Here is a 15,924-nt window from a genome sequence, read left to right as displayed (position 1 = left end):
GATCACCAAAAGCTAAAAGCCCATCACAGAGAACCAAAAAATCACTAGCTTCGCACCATGCGTCATGGAACCACCAGTATCGGAGATGCGCTCCGGGAATTTATGAATAAGAGCAGGATGAAACCCCGTCTCACAGAAGTACGCATCCAGGAAAATTGGGAGAAACTGATGGGTAAAACTATTGCCCGCTACACACAGAGTATCCAGCTGATCGATCATACACTGATCGTTACAACTACCGTGGCGCCGCTAAAACAGGAACTAACTTATTCGAAAGATAAGATCATCAAGCTGGTGAATGAAATGCTCGGGGAGAACATTGTAAAGGAAGTGATGATCCGGTAAGTATCAGTTGGAGGCAAACTGGTGAATCAGTTCGTTGATATCGCTCATTTTCAGGGTAGTTTGCAGGTTGACGATCAAAAAGTCATTTTCGTCCTGCACCAGCATCACCACATTACCCAGTTCATCGTCTTTTCCTTTGTTGAGTATATGGATCAGGCTTCCCTTTTCCCTCACTTCCATCAGCAAATCAAAATTTTCATTCCGTTGCAGGTTACTTTTCAGATCGGCGATATCGTCGTTGCTCACTGTGCCGCCTTTCACGTTAGAGATGGTGTACATCTTTACTTTGCGCACATTTTTAAGCGCATGTTTCATCGCCTGGGCATCTGCATCTTCACTATCAAACGACAAGCATAAACTTCCAAGTCGCATAGCAAAGTTGCCAAAGCTGATGGTATGTGTTTCGGCGCTTCCCCTGTACTTGTTACGGAACTCCCGCAGGCATTTATCCTGGGCCTTTACAGCGGTGGCAGACAAAACGATACAACTGGCGGCAATGAGTAATGATTTCATGGGGGTGGTTTTTAAAAGTTATTTCTTCTTCACATTTTTTAGTTTATCCATTCCCTGGATATTCACGCCGTTGGCGATCTGTGATATTTCATTGAGGTCCATGGTGCCCACGAGGCTCATGGCCAGGAACTGATCGGAACTGCCTACCAGCATGACCAGTTCATTGATATTTCCTTTCGCATCTTCTTTGACGAGGAACTTCAGGTCGCTGTCTTTGTCGCGTACCGTCATCAGCTCTTCAAAATCGCTGCCCAGGAAGGCGGCGGCCTCTTTGTACAACCGGGGACCATCTTTGGTGGTTTCCTTTGTAAGGATACGGAGTCCTTTCAGTTTCTGGATCACCTTCATCATGTTTTTGGCATCCGCGTCGCCGGCATCTACTTTGGCGAACATGCTGAACATTTTGGGGGTAATGGTGATCACTGTGAAACTGCGATCGTTCTCGTACTTCTGGAAAAATCGTTCTATAACGCTTCCCTGCTGCGCGAAGAGGTGAAAACTGGCAAAGACTGCCAATAGTAATAACAAGAATCGTTTCATCTTTCTAAATTTATATCAGGTTTTAAAATGGCCGTTAGTCTTCCTTGCCTTCTACCACAGCAGTAGCTTCATTGAAATAAGACAGCTGCTGCATCTTTGAGGTGCCTTTGTGCAGGTTTTTAGCCAGCAGCTGTAAAGCCCTTTTTGTTTCGTCCAACGCTTTCTGCGGATCGTTCAGTTCCTGCTGCTCCAGGGCTACCAATACCTGTTGTTCACGCTGCTGGTGCTGTTTGAGAGCATAACCGATGCCTACCGCCACCATGATCACAGCTGCATACTTCATCCAATGCCGCCAGGGCGAAAGCTTCACCACTTTTACCGGCGGCGCCTCCCATACTTTTTCCGCCTCCCGGTGAAAATAGCCGAACAGGGGCGCTGCTTCCTGCAATACTTCTGGCAGGGCTGAATGTGGTGTACTGAAAAAATCCCGCAACACCGCTTCCTCTTCGAGGGAAGTTTCTCCTTCCCAGTACTTTTCCACCAATACAGTGATTTCTTTATAATCCATATACCTGCAGGTTTTGTAGTTTCTCGCGTACCGTTTTACGGGCACGGTGCAAATTCACTTTAACGTCGTTCATGTCTATATCGAGTATGTCGGCGATCTCCTGGTAGGAATGCCCGTCGATATCCCTCAGTTGAAGGATGGTGCGGTACTTTTCCGGCAGGGCGTTGATAGCCACATGCACTTTTTCCATTACATCATTCTGTTCTGTTACCGCATGGGGACTTTTCTGCTGCGTTGCCGGCAGCTCTCCTGCCCTGTCCAGTTCATCAGACATCCGGTATTTCCTGGCTTTGATTTTATCCAGGGCCAGGTTGCGGGTGATGCGCATGCACCAGGCCTCCATGTTTTGCAGTTCCGCCATCTTCTCCTGCATGTCCCAAACTTTCATCAGGGCATCCTGGGTGATATCCTGCGCGTCTTCCTCGTTGCCCAGCAGGCGGAACGCAAAGCGGTAAAGCTTTGGCCTGACTGGAACTACCTGGGTAAGGAATCGATCTAATGACATGCAGAATAGTGCGTTTTGAAAGAAGACGACTGTAAAAAGAAGATGTTACAAAGATGCTGATATTTTTTTTGCGGAGTTTGTCTTTCCCGCTGATTACGCTGATTATACTGATTACCTTGATTTTTTTTTTGATTTTACAAAAGATTTTAAATGATTCGGGGAGATATAAGCGAAAATATCCGCTCATATCTCCTAAAATCCTTTAAAATCAAAAATGATCAAATCCCTAAATCAGTATAATCAGCGTAATCAGCGGGAAAGACAACATCCGCGTTAATCCAGTTTGATCCGCGGGTCGATGAGCGTATAGAGCAGGTCGGCCAGCAGGTTGACGATCACGAAGATGCCGGCCGTAAAGAGGATGGCTCCCATTACCACGGGGAAGTCGAATTTATCCAGCGCCTCCACGGTTACTTTGCCGATGCCTTTCCAGCCGAAGATGTATTCCACGAAGAAGGCGCCTGCCAGCAGTTCGGCGAACCAGCCGGTGATGGCGGTGATCACGGGGTTGAGGGCGTTAGGTAATGCGTGCCGCCAGATCACTGTGGAGCGGGAAAGGCCTTTGGCGTAGGCCGTGCGGATATAATCCTGGTGCAGTACATCCAGCATGGCGCTGCGCGTGAGCTGCACGATGATGGCCAGCGGGCGGATACCAAGAGTAATAGCCGGCAGCACCAGGTTGCGCAGGTTAAGTACCCTGCCTTTGAACGGATCCACATCAAACAGGTTGCCGGACATATGCAGGCCGGTATAATCGCTGAGTACAAAGCCAAAAAGATAGGCCAGCACGATGCCTGCAAAAAATGAAGGGGCGGAAATTCCCGCCACACTGGCGAATACTGCACCAGTATCCATCCAGGTATTTTGCTTTACCGCCGATAATACGCCCAGGGCAATGCCGGTGATGGTGGCAAACACCATCGCAGCTATGGCCAGCAGCAACGTACCCGGCAATGCCTCCATTAAAATATCCCACACCTGTTTTTTGCCCTGGTAAGAGCGGCGGAGATAGGGTGCTTTCAGCACCAGGAGTTTATCCTTTGATATATGCGCCACCGTTAGATAGCGGAGATTTTCATCCGCTTCCTGTTGGGTGTGGACTCCAACCGGCAGCAGGTCGTTCAGGTAATACAGGAACTGCGTCCCCACCGGCTGGTCGAGATGCAGTTCCCGGCGCACGTTTTCCAGGGAGGCCACATCGGCCCGCTGCCCCAATGTAAGCCGTGCTGGATCGCCGGGCAGCACATTGAACAGGAAGAATACCAGCACCACTACGCCGAGCAGTACCAGCAATCCGTATCCGGTTTTACGAAGCAGAAAACGAAGCATATATTATTATGGTATATCGTTATAGTGCCATTTGCCTTTGATGGTGCCTTTGTTCAGCAGGATCAGGGCAGGATTACTTCTGCCGGCGGTTTTAATGGCTACGCCATCCATCTGCACAAATGGAAACTCCAGGCCATGTTGTTGTTTGAAGGCAGTAATTTCTTCTTTGGTGGAAGCGGTTACTCCATATATAACTACCTGCTGGTTTTTCCATTGCTGTTGCAGGGCTTTTATTTTTTCGTCCCATCCGCTGCCGGCCTTTTGAGTATTCAATACCAGGAAGAGATATACCGGTTTGGTTTCAGACAGGATGGCTTCCGTTTGGTTCACCCCATCGAGATCAGTGAGAATGAAATCCTTGATGGCCGGTTCTGCGTTTCCTTTCTTCACCAGTTTATCTTTACGGTCCACAAACTTCCAGGTACTGTCTGACCACGGGTAATTGTCGGCAGTAAATTCTTTCTTCTGCCCATCCTTTTCATAAATGAAGATCATCTCATACACGTCTGGCGTAGCGCCCGGCGGCAGTTTCATCTTCTCGGGAATATTATTACCTACTTTATACGGCAGGCAATCGAAAAGCGGAAGGTGTTTTAAAGTATACCGCTGGATACCGAAAGCGAATAAGGCCGAGAGCAATAGTACTGCACCGGCTCCTTTAAAGAGTGGCTGTATGGTGTTCCGGTAAAAGAAGATCACGAGGATCATCACCAGCAGGATCACATCTTTCCAGAAGGTTTCCTCGGCGGTGAGTTTGATACAGTCGCCGAAGCAGCCGCATTCACGGATGGTACCGCTGAATAATGCGTACCCGGTAAGGAAGGTAAAGAATATAATGAGCAGCAACAGCAGCACGGAAAAGACCCTCATGCGGTAGCCGATGAGCACTGCTACGCCGGCAATAATTTCGAAGGCATTCATGATAATAGAAAATGCCAGGGAATAGGGAGACAGGAAGGTAAGGTGCAATACCTCGAAAAACTCCTCCATTTTATAGCTGAGTCCTAACGGATCATTGGCTTTAATCAGACCTGAGAAAATGAATAACACCCCAACGATTATACGTAACAGGTTAAGGATAATCTTCATAAAATAGTTTAATGGTTAAGTGATCCGTGAAGATAAGAACAATCAGGGTTTACCTTCCCGGGAAATTGATGAGCGTATCTGAAAGTGAGTTGACGCGCGCCAAATCTATTTCTGAAATTGAACTGCTAAATTCCTAAATTCGGCAATGATTGATTTTCCTTCTTAGATTTGCAGGCAAAATAAAGAATTTCGGGTAAAAGGCCGGAACTATGTGAAAATTCAGGAGCAAGAGCCTGCATGCTAACTTCTTAACGCATTCAAATGAAACCAGACCATATCCCCGTAACAACAATGTCTTCACCGGTAATAAATTGCAGGGGGCAATTGTTATCCCTGTCTACCCCTGCTGTAATGGGTATTATTAATGTTACCACCGATTCTTTTTATGAAGGCAACCGCATGCATGAGCTGCACCAGGTGATGGAGAAAGCGAAGCAACACCTGGAGGAAGGGGCTGCCATACTGGATCTGGGCGCACAGAGTACCCGCCCCGGTGCGGAGATGGTGGGACCGGAAGAAGAGATTCACCGGCTGCTCCCGGCGATACATGCCATTTTGAATAAGTATCCTTCCGCAATTATATCTGTAGATACCTGGTATGCTGCGGTGGCAGAGAAAGCGGTACATGCCGGCGCGGCTATTATCAATGATGTGAGCGCCGGGGATATGGATGCGGAGATGATTCCGGTTGTTGGTCAGCTGCAGGTACCTTATATTGCGATGCACATGCAGGGCAAGCCTGCCACGATGCAAAAAAATCCGCAGTACAACGATGTGGTGTCCGAAGTGCTCGATTACCTGAAGGAAAAGCTGGCGGCCTGCCGTGCCGCCGGTATAAAGGACTTTATTGCTGACCCGGGATTTGGTTTTGGAAAGACAATTGATCATAACTATGCCCTGCTGAAACACCTGCGCCTGTTTTATGATATACTTGGAGTACCTGTGCTGACGGGCATTTCCCGTAAGTCGATGATCTATAAACTACTGAACATAACCCCGGCCGATGCCTTGAACGGCACTACTGTATTAAACACCATAGCCTTGCAACAGGGCACCCATATATTAAGGGTACACGATGTAAAAGCCGCTGTGGAAGCGGTAAGGATTACGGAGAAAATGAACGGATAATTTAATCTTGCTATTTTTACAACTATGAAGGAAGTAATAGAATTTTATGGAGTTGAGTTTCGATGGCTGGATCTGCTGGACCTGCTGATTGTAATTTTTTTGATCATTCAGTTGTATCGTTTATTAAAGGGGAGTCTTGCTTTTAATATTTTCGTAGGCCTGTTAATGGTATATGCCGCATATTTCCTGGTGAGGGCGTTAAAGATGCCTATTCTCACCATTATCCTGCAAAACTTTATCAATGTTGGTATCATTGCGATCATCATCATTTTCCAGCCCGAGATCAGGAAGTTCCTGCTGGTGCTGGGTAAGAAAACGCCGCTGAGCAAGGACAGTTTTTTAACCAAATTGTTCCTGCCTGATAAGTTTAAGAGTTATAAAGAAGAAGAAAACATTATTAATGAAATTATTGTGGCGGTGAGCCGGATGCAGAGCACCTTTACCGGGGCTTTGATGGTAATTGCCACCACCTACCGTTTGAAATTTGATTCCGCGTCCAGTATTCCTATTGATGGAAACGTGAGTGCGAAACTCATTGAGAGCATTTTTGAGAAACACAGTCCCCTGCATGATGGGGCGCTGATCATTGTAGGCAATAAGATCCTGGCGGCCAAAGTGATCCTGCCGGTATCTGAGAATCCGAACCTTCCTACCCGTATAGGGCTGCGTCACCGGTCGGCGGTGGGCATTACGGAGCATAGCGATAACCTGGCGATCATTGTTTCTGAAGAAAGGGGGACGGTGTCTTATGCGATCGACGGGGTACTCACCCAGGATGTGTCGCTGGAAGACCTGAAAGTAAAGCTATACGAAGTGTTGATAGATGGATATGCCTGATCCGGGAATAAGCCACATAGCATAAAAGGAAAGCCCCCTGCCAAATGGCAGGGGGCTTTCCTTTTATGCGGTTATAATCAATTACTTACCGGGAGTAGCGAATTGAGAAGGAGCCGGAGCGCCTGCTTTAATATCTACTAACTCTACGTTAAATACGAGGACAGAGTTTCCAGGAATTACCGGAGGACTTCCCTGTAAGCCATAAGCCAGTACAGAAGGAATTACCAGGGTAGCTTTGGAACCTTTTTTCAGGCCGCTTAAACCAGCATCCCAGCCTTTGATCACGAAGCCGCGACCGATAGGGAACTTAATGGGTTCTAAAGGCATGCCCGGGCGCATAGTTGAATCCTGGCTGGAATCAAATACTTTACCGGTGGTGAGCTTACCTGTGTAGTGTACATAAACGGTGTCACCTGGATTAGGTGTACTGCCTGTACCTTCCTGGGTTACTGCTACGTAAACGCCTTCAGCGTTTTTAGTGGCGTTGATCTTGTTCTTATCCAGGTATTCTTTAATAACTTTTTCGTCTTTTTCTTTCTGAGCAGCAGCAGAGTATTTGTTTTCTACTGCGAAAGTGATTTTCAGTTTATCACCTTTTTTACCAAATGGAGGACGCTCCTGGGCTGGTAATGAATCCCATGGAATGATAAAGGTTGCGCTATCACCTTCGTGGAGGAGGGCAATACCTTCCATCAGATCGTACTTATTCTGTGGTTTTGCCACCAGCACCGGAATTGCAGCACCTACCATTTTGCGGGAATCGCCCAGCAGGGAGTCATTGATACGCTGGGTAACATTCACCAGGGCAGTATCGCCTAATTTCAGTTGTGCTCCGCTGCCGGATTTGTGAACGATATACTCAATACCGCCCGGTGTTTTTTTAACACCTGTACCGCAACTGGCTAAAAGAAAGCCTAAAGCCGCAGTTGCAACTAAAAACTGATTGTTTTTTTTCATTTGATTGTATTAGTAGGTTGAAATACTTTATTTACAGTTTATTGTAACAGGTCTTCGTTCTCTTCCACGGCTTTGATAAAGCGGTCCACTGTTTTTTCCAGCGGATCGGTGCTGCGGCCTCCGGAAGCGTTGAAATGCCCTCCCCCGTCGAAATATTTGCGGGCGAAGGTATTTACGTCGAAGTCGCCTTTTGAGCGGAACGACAGCTTCACTTCTGAGTTACGGTCAATGATCAAAGCGGCCATCTTGATGCCCTGTATAGATAACAGGAAGTTCACGAGTCCTTCGGTGTCTCCTGTCTGGAGGTCGAACCGTTTAAGATCGGAGTACGGGATGGCCAGCATGGCGGTATTATATTCATAGAACACTTCCATGCGGTTCAGCAGACTATGTCCGAGGAAGCGCAGGCGGTTTTCCAGGAAGTTATCATAGATCGCCTGGTGGATCACCTCATGTTTCAGTCCCCTTTCCATCAGGTCGGCTACCATACGGTGTACGGCTGCGGAAGTAGATGCAAAGCGGAAAGAACCTGTATCTGTTACAGTGCCGGCATAAATACACTGTGCAATTTCGAGGTTAATATACTGCTCATCTCCCAATTTATATATAGTTTCATAAACTAATTGGGCGGTGGAGCTGGCTTTGGTATCGCTTATGCCATACTCAAAGCTGGGCTGTGGCTCCAGGTGGTGGTCTATCAGGATTTTGATACAGTCCAGTTTTTCCAGGTGTGGCGCCAGGTTTTTAGTGCGGTAAAGCGCATTGAAATCCAGGCAAAACAGGAGATCGATGCCTTCCAGCGCCTGAATGGCCCGGTCCATAGAGGATTCGTAGTCAATCACGTCGTCGGCTCCTGGCATCCATTTCAGGAAATCCGGAAAATTTGTAGGTGAGATTACAGTTACCTGATGCCCTTTCTGTACTAAGTAGTGATACATTGCTAAGGAAGATCCCATGGCATCCGCGTCTGGCTTCTGGTGCATTGTAATCACCACTTTCTTAGGGCTCTCCAGCAAAGGCTTAATTTCCTCGATCGGCTTCATTAAAAAACTGTAATGTTAAGAGTTGATTTCCAATCACAACAAGTGGTTGAAACAGAAAACGAAGTGCGAAGATCTTTATTTGAGCCAGAATTTCAAAATTTTTTACCACTAAAGAAAATGTAATTACTTTTGCGGCCTAATCTGTAATTCGGAATTAAACATTATATGAGCAACAGAACATTTACTATGATCAAGCCTGATGCAGTAGCAAACGGGCACATTGGCGGCATTTTAAACATGATCAACGCTGCAGGTTTCCGCATCGTAGCCATGAAAATGACGCAGTTATCTACTGCTAAAGCAGGTGAGTTTTATGCAGTACATGCGGAAAGACCTTTTTACGGTGAACTGGTAGAATTCATGAGCAGCGGCCATATCGTAGCAGCTATCCTGGAGAAAGACAACGCCGTAGAAGATTTTCGCAAACTGATCGGTGCTACCAATCCTGCCAACGCAGAAGAAGGTACCATCCGTAAAAAATACGCAGAGTCTATCGGCCGCAATGCGGTTCATGGTTCCGACTCTGATGAGAACGCTGCTATAGAAGGTAACTTCTTCTTCAGCGGTCTGGAGAAATTCTAGTCCTGACGGGCAAAATCATTACAAAAAGGTCAGCTTCGAAAAGCTGGCCTTTTTTATTTGCCTTCAATATTTTTCTTCATTATAACCAATTCATTTAGATTGATTTACACAATCTATAGGAAGTAACACTTTAGATATAATGCAAAGGCTGACAAAAAGGCGTAATCACATGATTTTTAATGAAAATATGAGCCCCGAAAATCAGCAAAAATGAATGTTTTAAAGAGGAAAACAGATCCGTTTTACATCCTTATATACATTTCATTATCAAATAATTACAACAAAACTCCATCATCTTACTTTAAGTAAAACCACTCTCCTCTTTTTCACTCCAGAAACACCTGTTTTTTCTGATATTATTTTACCCCTGAAAGGATATTTCCCGGATAGCCGTGACCGTAGTTTTGTAAAAAGCTTTTAACTTGCCGGCATATGTGGGAATCATTCCGGAAACTGTTTAAAGGGTATTTAAGATTAGAGCGGTCTATGTCTGACCACTCCGTGGAAGCATATGTAAGGGACGTGGAAAAACTGGAGCAGTACCTCCTCGCTCATGGAAAAGAAAAGCTCCGGCCCCAGGATGTAACATTTGAGGACCTGCAGGATTGTGTGCAATGGATCGCCAAACTGGGAATGACTGCCAGCTCCCAGGCCAGAACCATTTCCGGCCTCAAAGCCTTTTACAAGTTCCTCCTGCTGGAAGACATGGCCCACGAGGACCCTACCCAACTGCTGGAAGCTCCGAAGATTTTACGCAAGCTGCCCGATGTACTCACCTTCGAAGAGATTGAAAAGATCATTGCGCAGATCCCCCTGGATACCGCGGAAGGTCACCGTAATAAAGCCATCCTTGAAACCATGTACAGCTGCGGCCTGCGGGTAAGCGAGGTCATTAACCTCCAGATCAGCCAGCTCCACATGGACGTAGGATTTATCCGGGTAATCGGGAAAGGCGACAAAGAGCGGATGGTCCCCATCGGCAAAGATGCCATGCGCCAGATAGATATTTACCGGAGAAATGTTCGTATAGAGCTGCCCGTTAAGCACGGCCAGGAAGACACCCTTTTCCTCAACCGCCGCGGCGGCGCATTAAGCAGGGTGATGATCTTCCTTATTATAAAGGAGTTGACCCAAAAAGCCGGTATTCATAAAAATGTGTCGCCCCACACTTTCCGGCACTCCTTCGCCACCCACCTGGTGGAAGGCGGCGCCGATCTCCGCGCCGTACAGGAAATGCTGGGACATGAGAGCATTACTACTACGGAGATCTATACTCACCTGGACCGGGAATATTTAAGAGATACCCTCCTGCGTTTCCATCCCCGGTTTTGATACCGTAAACAAAAAACAGCTACCGGGGAAAGGTAGCTGTTTCATTTCTGCTGTTAGAAGGTCACAAACAATCGGGTAGTTTTTGCCATGATAAGGAAGGTGTATTCAAACAATCTTATTACAATAAGCTATGGGTTAGCAAGCGGTATTTATCCTGCTTGTTCTTCTTTGGGTTAGTAAGGGTGATCACATCACTGAACCAGTTGCCAATCTGGTCTGAGGCGCGTTTCACCCGGGACGGACGGTAAATTATATTCACATTGCTGCAGGGACCCAGGTCCTGCCGGTGGGGCATCCGGGCCATCTTCTCATCTTCCGCCCACAGCAATTCGTTATTCCTGTAAACTTTAAAGTACACATCGGGACCCAGGTTCCTGCGTCCGGGTATAATGGAGTGCAGGATGCCATTTGCAAGATGCTGCCTTGAAAAGTGCAGGGTGTAGCGTCCAGCTTCGTTGGTGTGCGCCTGCCCGATCAGTTTGCCGGTGAGCGCATTATACGCTTCCACTTTCAGATGGGGCTGTCCTGATGCTGCCATATGCGGTTTTACTACGCCGGTAATTACCCAGGCGCCCGCGTTGGCGTATATATTATGCCAGGTGGCGGCGGGGATAACATAAGCATATGCGCCTACGTAGCCGCCGCTGTTACGTTTCCAGTGCAACACCAGTTTACTCAGGTGGAAGTTACGGGACTGCTTTGTACCGTTCTTTCCCGGCAGCTGATCCAGGCACAGATCCAGTTCCAATGCTTCGGTGAACAGGTGTACTTCATTCCACGAGAGGTTGAAGTTGCCTTTTTCATCCAGGGTGGTTTCCGCCAGTAACCGGTCGGCCTTCATCAGTACTTCCCGGGCCGACAATGGTTTCATGTCGTTAAAAATTCCGTGGGGCTGATCTGCCGCCTGCAATACAGCAGGGAGGTAAACCCGGATCCGCGCATTTGCCAGGGGCTCTACGCAATCGTTACAAATAAGTGCAGAGATGTTTCCGATTAATAGGTAACTCATAATTTTATTTTTTTTAAAGAAAAAAAAAGGGGTTAACGAGCATCACCTGATGAATTGATTCTGCATATTACTAACCGAAAAAAACAAACATGGTAGAAAGGCCAATTACTATGAACTTTTCTGAGGACAATAGATTTAAAGCCGGTTGACAATACAAAGATTAAGAACTTTAAAGGAGTAGTCAAGCGTTTAACAACTGAAAAAAAGCTTTACGTATAACTACGCAAATTGAATATGGGAACTACGCTATTCACCTTTTGGTTGTTTTCCGGCAGGTAAAAAGTAATGCGTATAAATACGCATTCTGAAGTGAAGCCTACGGAATCCGCTCCCTTTACTTAAGATGATAAAACCGCTCAAATGCAATAGCACATTCAATTCCACCTGCGTAAAAACACAGTTTCGGGTTACATTACCGGTTGGTGGCCGGATTGTATATGCGATTATTTGTAATAATTTTACTGCAAACTAAAACTTACCCACAATGAATGATTTTCCAAAAAGGCCGATCCCTTCGGATACCGGCGCTTTCATTTCACTTGAAGAAATGACCACCCTTACAAAAAATCACGATGAGGATCATGTAAATCAGAAGTCCTTTGGTACCCATGTTAAGGCGATGTGTTTTGGTAAAGACAAAATTATTGAATTGCTGGACCAACCCGGGGCAACAGCTCTGAGAATCTATTATGGTATTAAGGTAGATACTGACGGAGATGGAATAAAGGAAAAGAAAATGATCCTGGTAGCCGTTGATGAAGAAGGTAATGACATCCTTCCCACAGAAACCACCAATGCAGGCCCCGGTGGCGTGGTATCCAAAGGCGCTATGGCGAAAATACTTGATTCAGGATTACCCTGCCCCGAATATTGTACAAAACCCGGAGGAAAAGGATAAGTGATAAATAATATCATCAACAAAGCCATCTCGTGAATGTAACTTTATTTTTTACTATTTTTTACAGCATGGTGGGGATCGAAGCACTGGTCTTGATCCCCTTCCTTTTAAATTATAAGTCCCTGGACTTCTCGTCCAGGTGCATATTTTTTTACATTTTGAGCTGTATTTTTTTTGCAGGAGGGTCTGTTCTGGTAGAACGGTATATCGGGAACAACATGTGGTTCTTCAGCCTCATGCACTTTATCCAGTTTGTGATCCTCTCTGTATTTTTTTACCGGAGCATCTCTAACCCCACTATGAAAAACATTGTGAAGTATATGCCTTTACTACTACTGGCAATATTTATATTTGACCTGTTTTTCATAGAGGGGGTACGCGCCTTTAATTCCATTTCATCGGGCGTTAAGCAACTGGTAGTACTTACCTATGGTCTATATCTCTTTTTACAACTGCTGAGGGACAGGAATCTCATAGAAAAATCGATATACATTGATTCTTTGCCGATATTCTGGTATAATTCAGGGATCTTTATCTTTGCCTGTACTGAATTTCTATTTTGCATCAGCTATAACCACTTACAGGCGCTTTTCACCACCGGTGTTGCCAGAATGGGTATGACCATCGCAATACTGAGTATCAATTATATTGTTGGAATGATATCAATGATTCTTCTTTATATTGGGTTCTCTAAGATCAAAAAACTAAGACATGCGAATTATTGATGTTATTGTAATTGGTACTACAGTAATGTTAATGCTGGGAGTCATTGTGATATTGCTGGTAATGCTCCAACAAAAAATGGTTATCCAACATAAACTTGATATACGTGACAAAGACCTTCAGCTCCAACGGGAACGCCTCATCGCAGTACTCCAGGGCCAGGAACAGGAACGTAAAAGGATTGCGGAAGACCTGCACGACGAAGTGGGCGCACAACTGTCTGTGCTGAAACTCAACCTCGGAGGTCTTCAGCCCCTGCTGAAAACCGGCAACGGTGAAACAGAACGGCTTAAGGAAACCAAGGACTTTACCGATACCATTATACAACAACTGCGGTTCATCTCCCAAAGCCTGCACCCCCAGGCATTGGAAAACCTGGGCCTGGCACATGCGCTGGACTCCTTCTGCAACCTGATGAACAAAAACAAACAGGTAAAAATAGCATTTAAAACAGCCGGCAACGGGCAAACGGTAGACCGCGAAAAGGCTTTAAACGTTTACCGTGTGGTGCAGGAACTGATCAATAACATCCTGAAACATGCGCAGGCAACGGATGTACTCATCACCTATCAAACCACTCCGTCCCTTCTTACCGTTACCGTGGAAGACAATGGTAATGGCGCTTTGCTAACCTCTCTGCCCGCTTCCCGCGCCAAAACAGGCAGCCTGGGACTTAAAAATATTGAAAGCCGCCTCAATATTATCGGTGGAAATATTAACTTCACTCCCGGAACACCACAAGGTACCATTGCTACGATAAGTGTAGAGAATTATCAGACACCTGCACAGAATAGTTGATACTTATGTTGTTTTATTGCTAAATTGCCATCCGGTTGTGTTGAACCCGCTTGTAACGACATGACTCATAGTAATTTATTCTGAATAAAATAATAGCAAATCTTCTAACTGTCCACCTATGGCACACATAAAAGTGGCCATTGCTGATGATCACAAGATCTTCCGCAGTGGAGTCATAAACACACTGATTCCTTATGAAAATATCAGCTTCGTTTTTGAAGCCGACGATGGCCTGCATCTGCTGCAGAACATGGAAACACAACAGCCGGATGTTATCCTGATGGATCTGAAAATGCCCAATATGGACGGCATTGAAGCCACCATTAAGGTAAAGGAAAAGTATCCCGACGTAAAGGTCATTATACTCACCATGTATGAGGACGACAACTTCATTGTCCACCTGGTGGAAAACGGCGCCAACGCCTACCTGTTGAAAAATGCGGAACCGGAAGAGATCTATGAAGCCATCTGTACTACCTTTGAAAAAGGATTTTATTTTAATGATAACGTAAACCTGGCACTGCTTAAAAAGGTATTACACAAAAACAAACAACAATTTAAGCCAACACTAAAAAATGAAATCCAGCTCAATGACCGGGAGCAGGAAGTACTGAAGCTAATCTGCAATGAACTGACTACCCAGGAAATTTCCGAACAGATTTTCCTAAGCCCCCGTACTGTAGAGGGGATCCGTCAAAAATTACTTGAAAAAATCAACGTTAAAAACAGCGTTGGTCTGGTACTGTATGCATTCCGTAACGGATTAATAGAATAGTTTTAAATACCCACCAAATATGAGTACTATCAGAACCTTTGCCGCTACAGCGGGCGCTATGCTGCTCTTGTATGCCGGCACTACCCTGGCCCAGGGCATTAAAATGCCTGCGCCAAGTCCTACGCAAACCATTAAACAGGACTTCGCTTTATCCAATATAGAGCTGAGCTACTCCCGTCCGCTGAAAAACGGCCGCGTTATCATGGGCGACCTGGTCCCTTATGGTAAAGTATGGAGAACCGGCGCCAACAGTGCTACCACCGTTACTTTCGGTGAAGACGTAATTTTCGGCGGCGTACCCGTGAAAGCTGGTAAATACGGTTTGCTTTCTATTCCAGGCGCTCAGTCATGGACCGTTATCCTGACCAGCAGCCTCGATGTAACCAGCCCTGCTGCTTACAAACCAGAAAACGATGTGGCCCGTGTAAACGTAAAACCGGTAGCTACCCCTTTCAGCCAGGAAAGCTTTACCATCGGATTCGAAAATGTACGTTCCAACTCCGTGGTACTGGCCCTCAGCTGGGATAAAACCAAAGTACCCGTAGTGATAAAAGCGGATATCGACGATAAAATCACCGCCCAGATCAACGATGCCATGCAGAACGCCGAAAAGAAACCTTACTTCCAGGCAGCTGTATATTACTATGAAAGTGGTAAAGACATCAACAAGGCGGTAGAATGGATCAATGAGGCAGCTACACAAAGCCCCGACGCCTTCTGGATATGGTACCAGAAAGCCCGCATCAACGCGAAAGCTAAAAACGTGAAAGTGGCGAAAGAAGCAGCGCAGAAGTCAATAGAACTGGCTACTACTGCTAAAAACGACGACTATGTAACGTTGAACAAGAAGTTACTGGCTACGTTAAAATAGCGCGGAGGTTGTCTGACTCAGGATTACGCTGATTATACTGATTACCTGGATTTGATCACTTTTGATTATAAAAGATTTGGGGAGATATAAGCGGATGATCCGCTTTATCTCCCCAATCTTTTATAATCATTTATAAAATCAA

Annotated in this window: 19 protein-coding genes; 10 read left to right on the top strand and 9 right to left on the bottom strand. The window is 45.9% G+C overall.

The window, feature by feature from the left end:
• Window positions 1-57 precede the first annotated feature (57 nt).
• Window positions 58-345: a DUF721 domain-containing protein gene (locus tag QFZ48_RS26860; protein WP_370913117.1), complete on the top strand. Its 288-nt coding sequence runs from the start codon at window positions 58-60 to the stop codon at window positions 343-345.
• A 3-nt stretch (window positions 346-348) separates the two neighbouring features.
• Here the strand turns inward: QFZ48_RS26860 and QFZ48_RS26855 are convergent, their stop codons facing one another.
• The 6 genes from QFZ48_RS26855 to QFZ48_RS26830 form a co-directional block, all read right to left on the bottom strand.
• On the bottom strand, window positions 349-858 hold the full coding sequence (locus QFZ48_RS26855) for a DUF4252 domain-containing protein (protein ID WP_429048033.1): 510 nt from the start codon (window positions 856-858) through the stop codon (window positions 349-351).
• Window positions 859-876: 18 nt separating this feature from the next.
• Window positions 877-1,398 (bottom strand): DUF4252 domain-containing protein, encoded by a 522-nt coding sequence (locus QFZ48_RS26850; protein WP_370913119.1) that lies wholly within the window; start codon window positions 1,396-1,398, stop codon window positions 877-879.
• A 34-nt stretch (window positions 1,399-1,432) separates the two neighbouring features.
• Window positions 1,433-1,906 carry a hypothetical protein gene (locus QFZ48_RS26845; RefSeq protein WP_370913120.1) on the bottom strand — a complete coding sequence of 158 codons (474 nt, stop codon included), beginning with the start codon at window positions 1,904-1,906 and terminating at the stop codon, window positions 1,433-1,435.
• A complete protein-coding gene (locus tag QFZ48_RS26840) occupies window positions 1,896-2,411 on the bottom strand; it encodes an RNA polymerase sigma factor (protein ID WP_370913121.1) in 516 nt (171 codons plus the stop codon). The genes QFZ48_RS26845 and QFZ48_RS26840 overlap by 11 nt, the downstream gene beginning before the upstream one ends.
• A 273-nt stretch (window positions 2,412-2,684) precedes the next feature.
• Window positions 2,685-3,740 carry an ABC transporter permease gene (locus QFZ48_RS26835; protein ID WP_429064606.1) on the bottom strand — a complete coding sequence of 352 codons (1,056 nt, stop codon included), beginning with the start codon at window positions 3,738-3,740 and terminating at the stop codon, window positions 2,685-2,687.
• Between the two features lie 6 nt (window positions 3,741-3,746).
• Window positions 3,747-4,829, bottom strand: a complete 1,083-nt coding sequence (locus tag QFZ48_RS26830) for a BT_3928 family protein (RefSeq protein ID WP_429048038.1) — start codon at window positions 4,827-4,829, stop codon at window positions 3,747-3,749.
• A gap of 261 nt (window positions 4,830-5,090) precedes the next feature.
• On the opposite strand from QFZ48_RS26830, the gene folP reads away from it, so the two are divergent.
• Entirely contained in the window at window positions 5,091-5,957 is an 867-nt protein-coding gene (gene folP / locus QFZ48_RS26825) for a dihydropteroate synthase (RefSeq protein ID WP_429048040.1), read from the top strand.
• Between the two features lie 24 nt (window positions 5,958-5,981).
• Window positions 5,982-6,794: a diadenylate cyclase gene (locus QFZ48_RS26820; RefSeq protein WP_370913125.1), complete on the top strand. Its 813-nt coding sequence runs from the start codon at window positions 5,982-5,984 to the stop codon at window positions 6,792-6,794.
• 81 nt (window positions 6,795-6,875) lie between these two features.
• Here the strand turns inward: QFZ48_RS26820 and QFZ48_RS26815 are convergent, their stop codons facing one another.
• Window positions 6,876-7,751, bottom strand: a complete 876-nt coding sequence (locus QFZ48_RS26815; protein ID WP_370913126.1) for an FKBP-type peptidyl-prolyl cis-trans isomerase — start codon at window positions 7,749-7,751, stop codon at window positions 6,876-6,878.
• A 38-nt stretch (window positions 7,752-7,789) separates the two neighbouring features.
• The gene (locus QFZ48_RS26810) at window positions 7,790-8,794 is read right to left on the bottom strand and encodes a DHH family phosphoesterase (protein ID WP_370913127.1); all 1,005 of its coding nucleotides are present in this window, start codon (window positions 8,792-8,794) and stop codon (window positions 7,790-7,792) included.
• A 165-nt stretch (window positions 8,795-8,959) separates the two neighbouring features.
• On the opposite strand from QFZ48_RS26810, the gene QFZ48_RS26805 reads away from it, so the two are divergent.
• Window positions 8,960-9,376, top strand: coding sequence for a nucleoside-diphosphate kinase (locus tag QFZ48_RS26805; protein WP_079471943.1), 417 nt, complete (start codon window positions 8,960-8,962; stop codon window positions 9,374-9,376).
• A gap of 432 nt (window positions 9,377-9,808) precedes the next feature.
• Window positions 9,809-10,708 (top strand): site-specific tyrosine recombinase XerD, encoded by a 900-nt coding sequence (xerD, locus tag QFZ48_RS26800; protein ID WP_370913128.1) that lies wholly within the window; start codon window positions 9,809-9,811, stop codon window positions 10,706-10,708.
• Between the two features lie 118 nt (window positions 10,709-10,826).
• Here the strand turns inward: xerD and QFZ48_RS26795 are convergent, their stop codons facing one another.
• Window positions 10,827-11,717 carry a hypothetical protein gene (locus tag QFZ48_RS26795; RefSeq protein ID WP_429048043.1) on the bottom strand — a complete coding sequence of 297 codons (891 nt, stop codon included), beginning with the start codon at window positions 11,715-11,717 and terminating at the stop codon, window positions 10,827-10,829.
• 484 nt (window positions 11,718-12,201) lie between these two features.
• Here QFZ48_RS26795 and QFZ48_RS26790 point away from each other — a divergent pair, with 484 nt between their 5' ends.
• The 5 genes from QFZ48_RS26790 (at window position 12,202) to QFZ48_RS26770 (ending at window position 15,782) form a co-directional block, all read left to right on the top strand.
• Window positions 12,202-12,615, top strand: coding sequence for a hypothetical protein (locus tag QFZ48_RS26790; RefSeq protein WP_370913130.1), 414 nt, complete (start codon window positions 12,202-12,204; stop codon window positions 12,613-12,615).
• A gap of 218 nt (window positions 12,616-12,833) precedes the next feature.
• Window positions 12,834-13,340: a hypothetical protein gene (locus QFZ48_RS26785; protein ID WP_429048045.1), complete on the top strand. Its 507-nt coding sequence runs from the start codon at window positions 12,834-12,836 to the stop codon at window positions 13,338-13,340.
• Window positions 13,327-14,136 carry a sensor histidine kinase gene (locus QFZ48_RS26780; RefSeq protein ID WP_429048047.1) on the top strand — a complete coding sequence of 270 codons (810 nt, stop codon included), beginning with the start codon at window positions 13,327-13,329 and terminating at the stop codon, window positions 14,134-14,136. Before QFZ48_RS26785 ends, QFZ48_RS26780 begins: the two co-directional genes overlap by 14 nt.
• 118 nt (window positions 14,137-14,254) lie before the next feature.
• Window positions 14,255-14,911, top strand: a complete 657-nt coding sequence (locus tag QFZ48_RS26775; RefSeq protein ID WP_370913133.1) for a response regulator — start codon at window positions 14,255-14,257, stop codon at window positions 14,909-14,911.
• A 19-nt stretch (window positions 14,912-14,930) separates the two neighbouring features.
• On the top strand, window positions 14,931-15,782 hold the full coding sequence (locus QFZ48_RS26770; RefSeq protein ID WP_370913134.1) for a DUF2911 domain-containing protein: 852 nt from the start codon (window positions 14,931-14,933) through the stop codon (window positions 15,780-15,782).
• The last annotated feature ends 142 nt before the right edge of the window (window positions 15,783-15,924 follow it).

Origin of the sequence: Chitinophaga sp. W2I13 (assembly GCF_050434005.1) — a bacterium.
GTDB lineage: Bacteria > Bacteroidota > Bacteroidia > Chitinophagales > Chitinophagaceae > Chitinophaga.
Note: the sequence above shows the minus strand (reverse complement) of the source record. Positions and strands in the feature narration are given on the sequence as shown.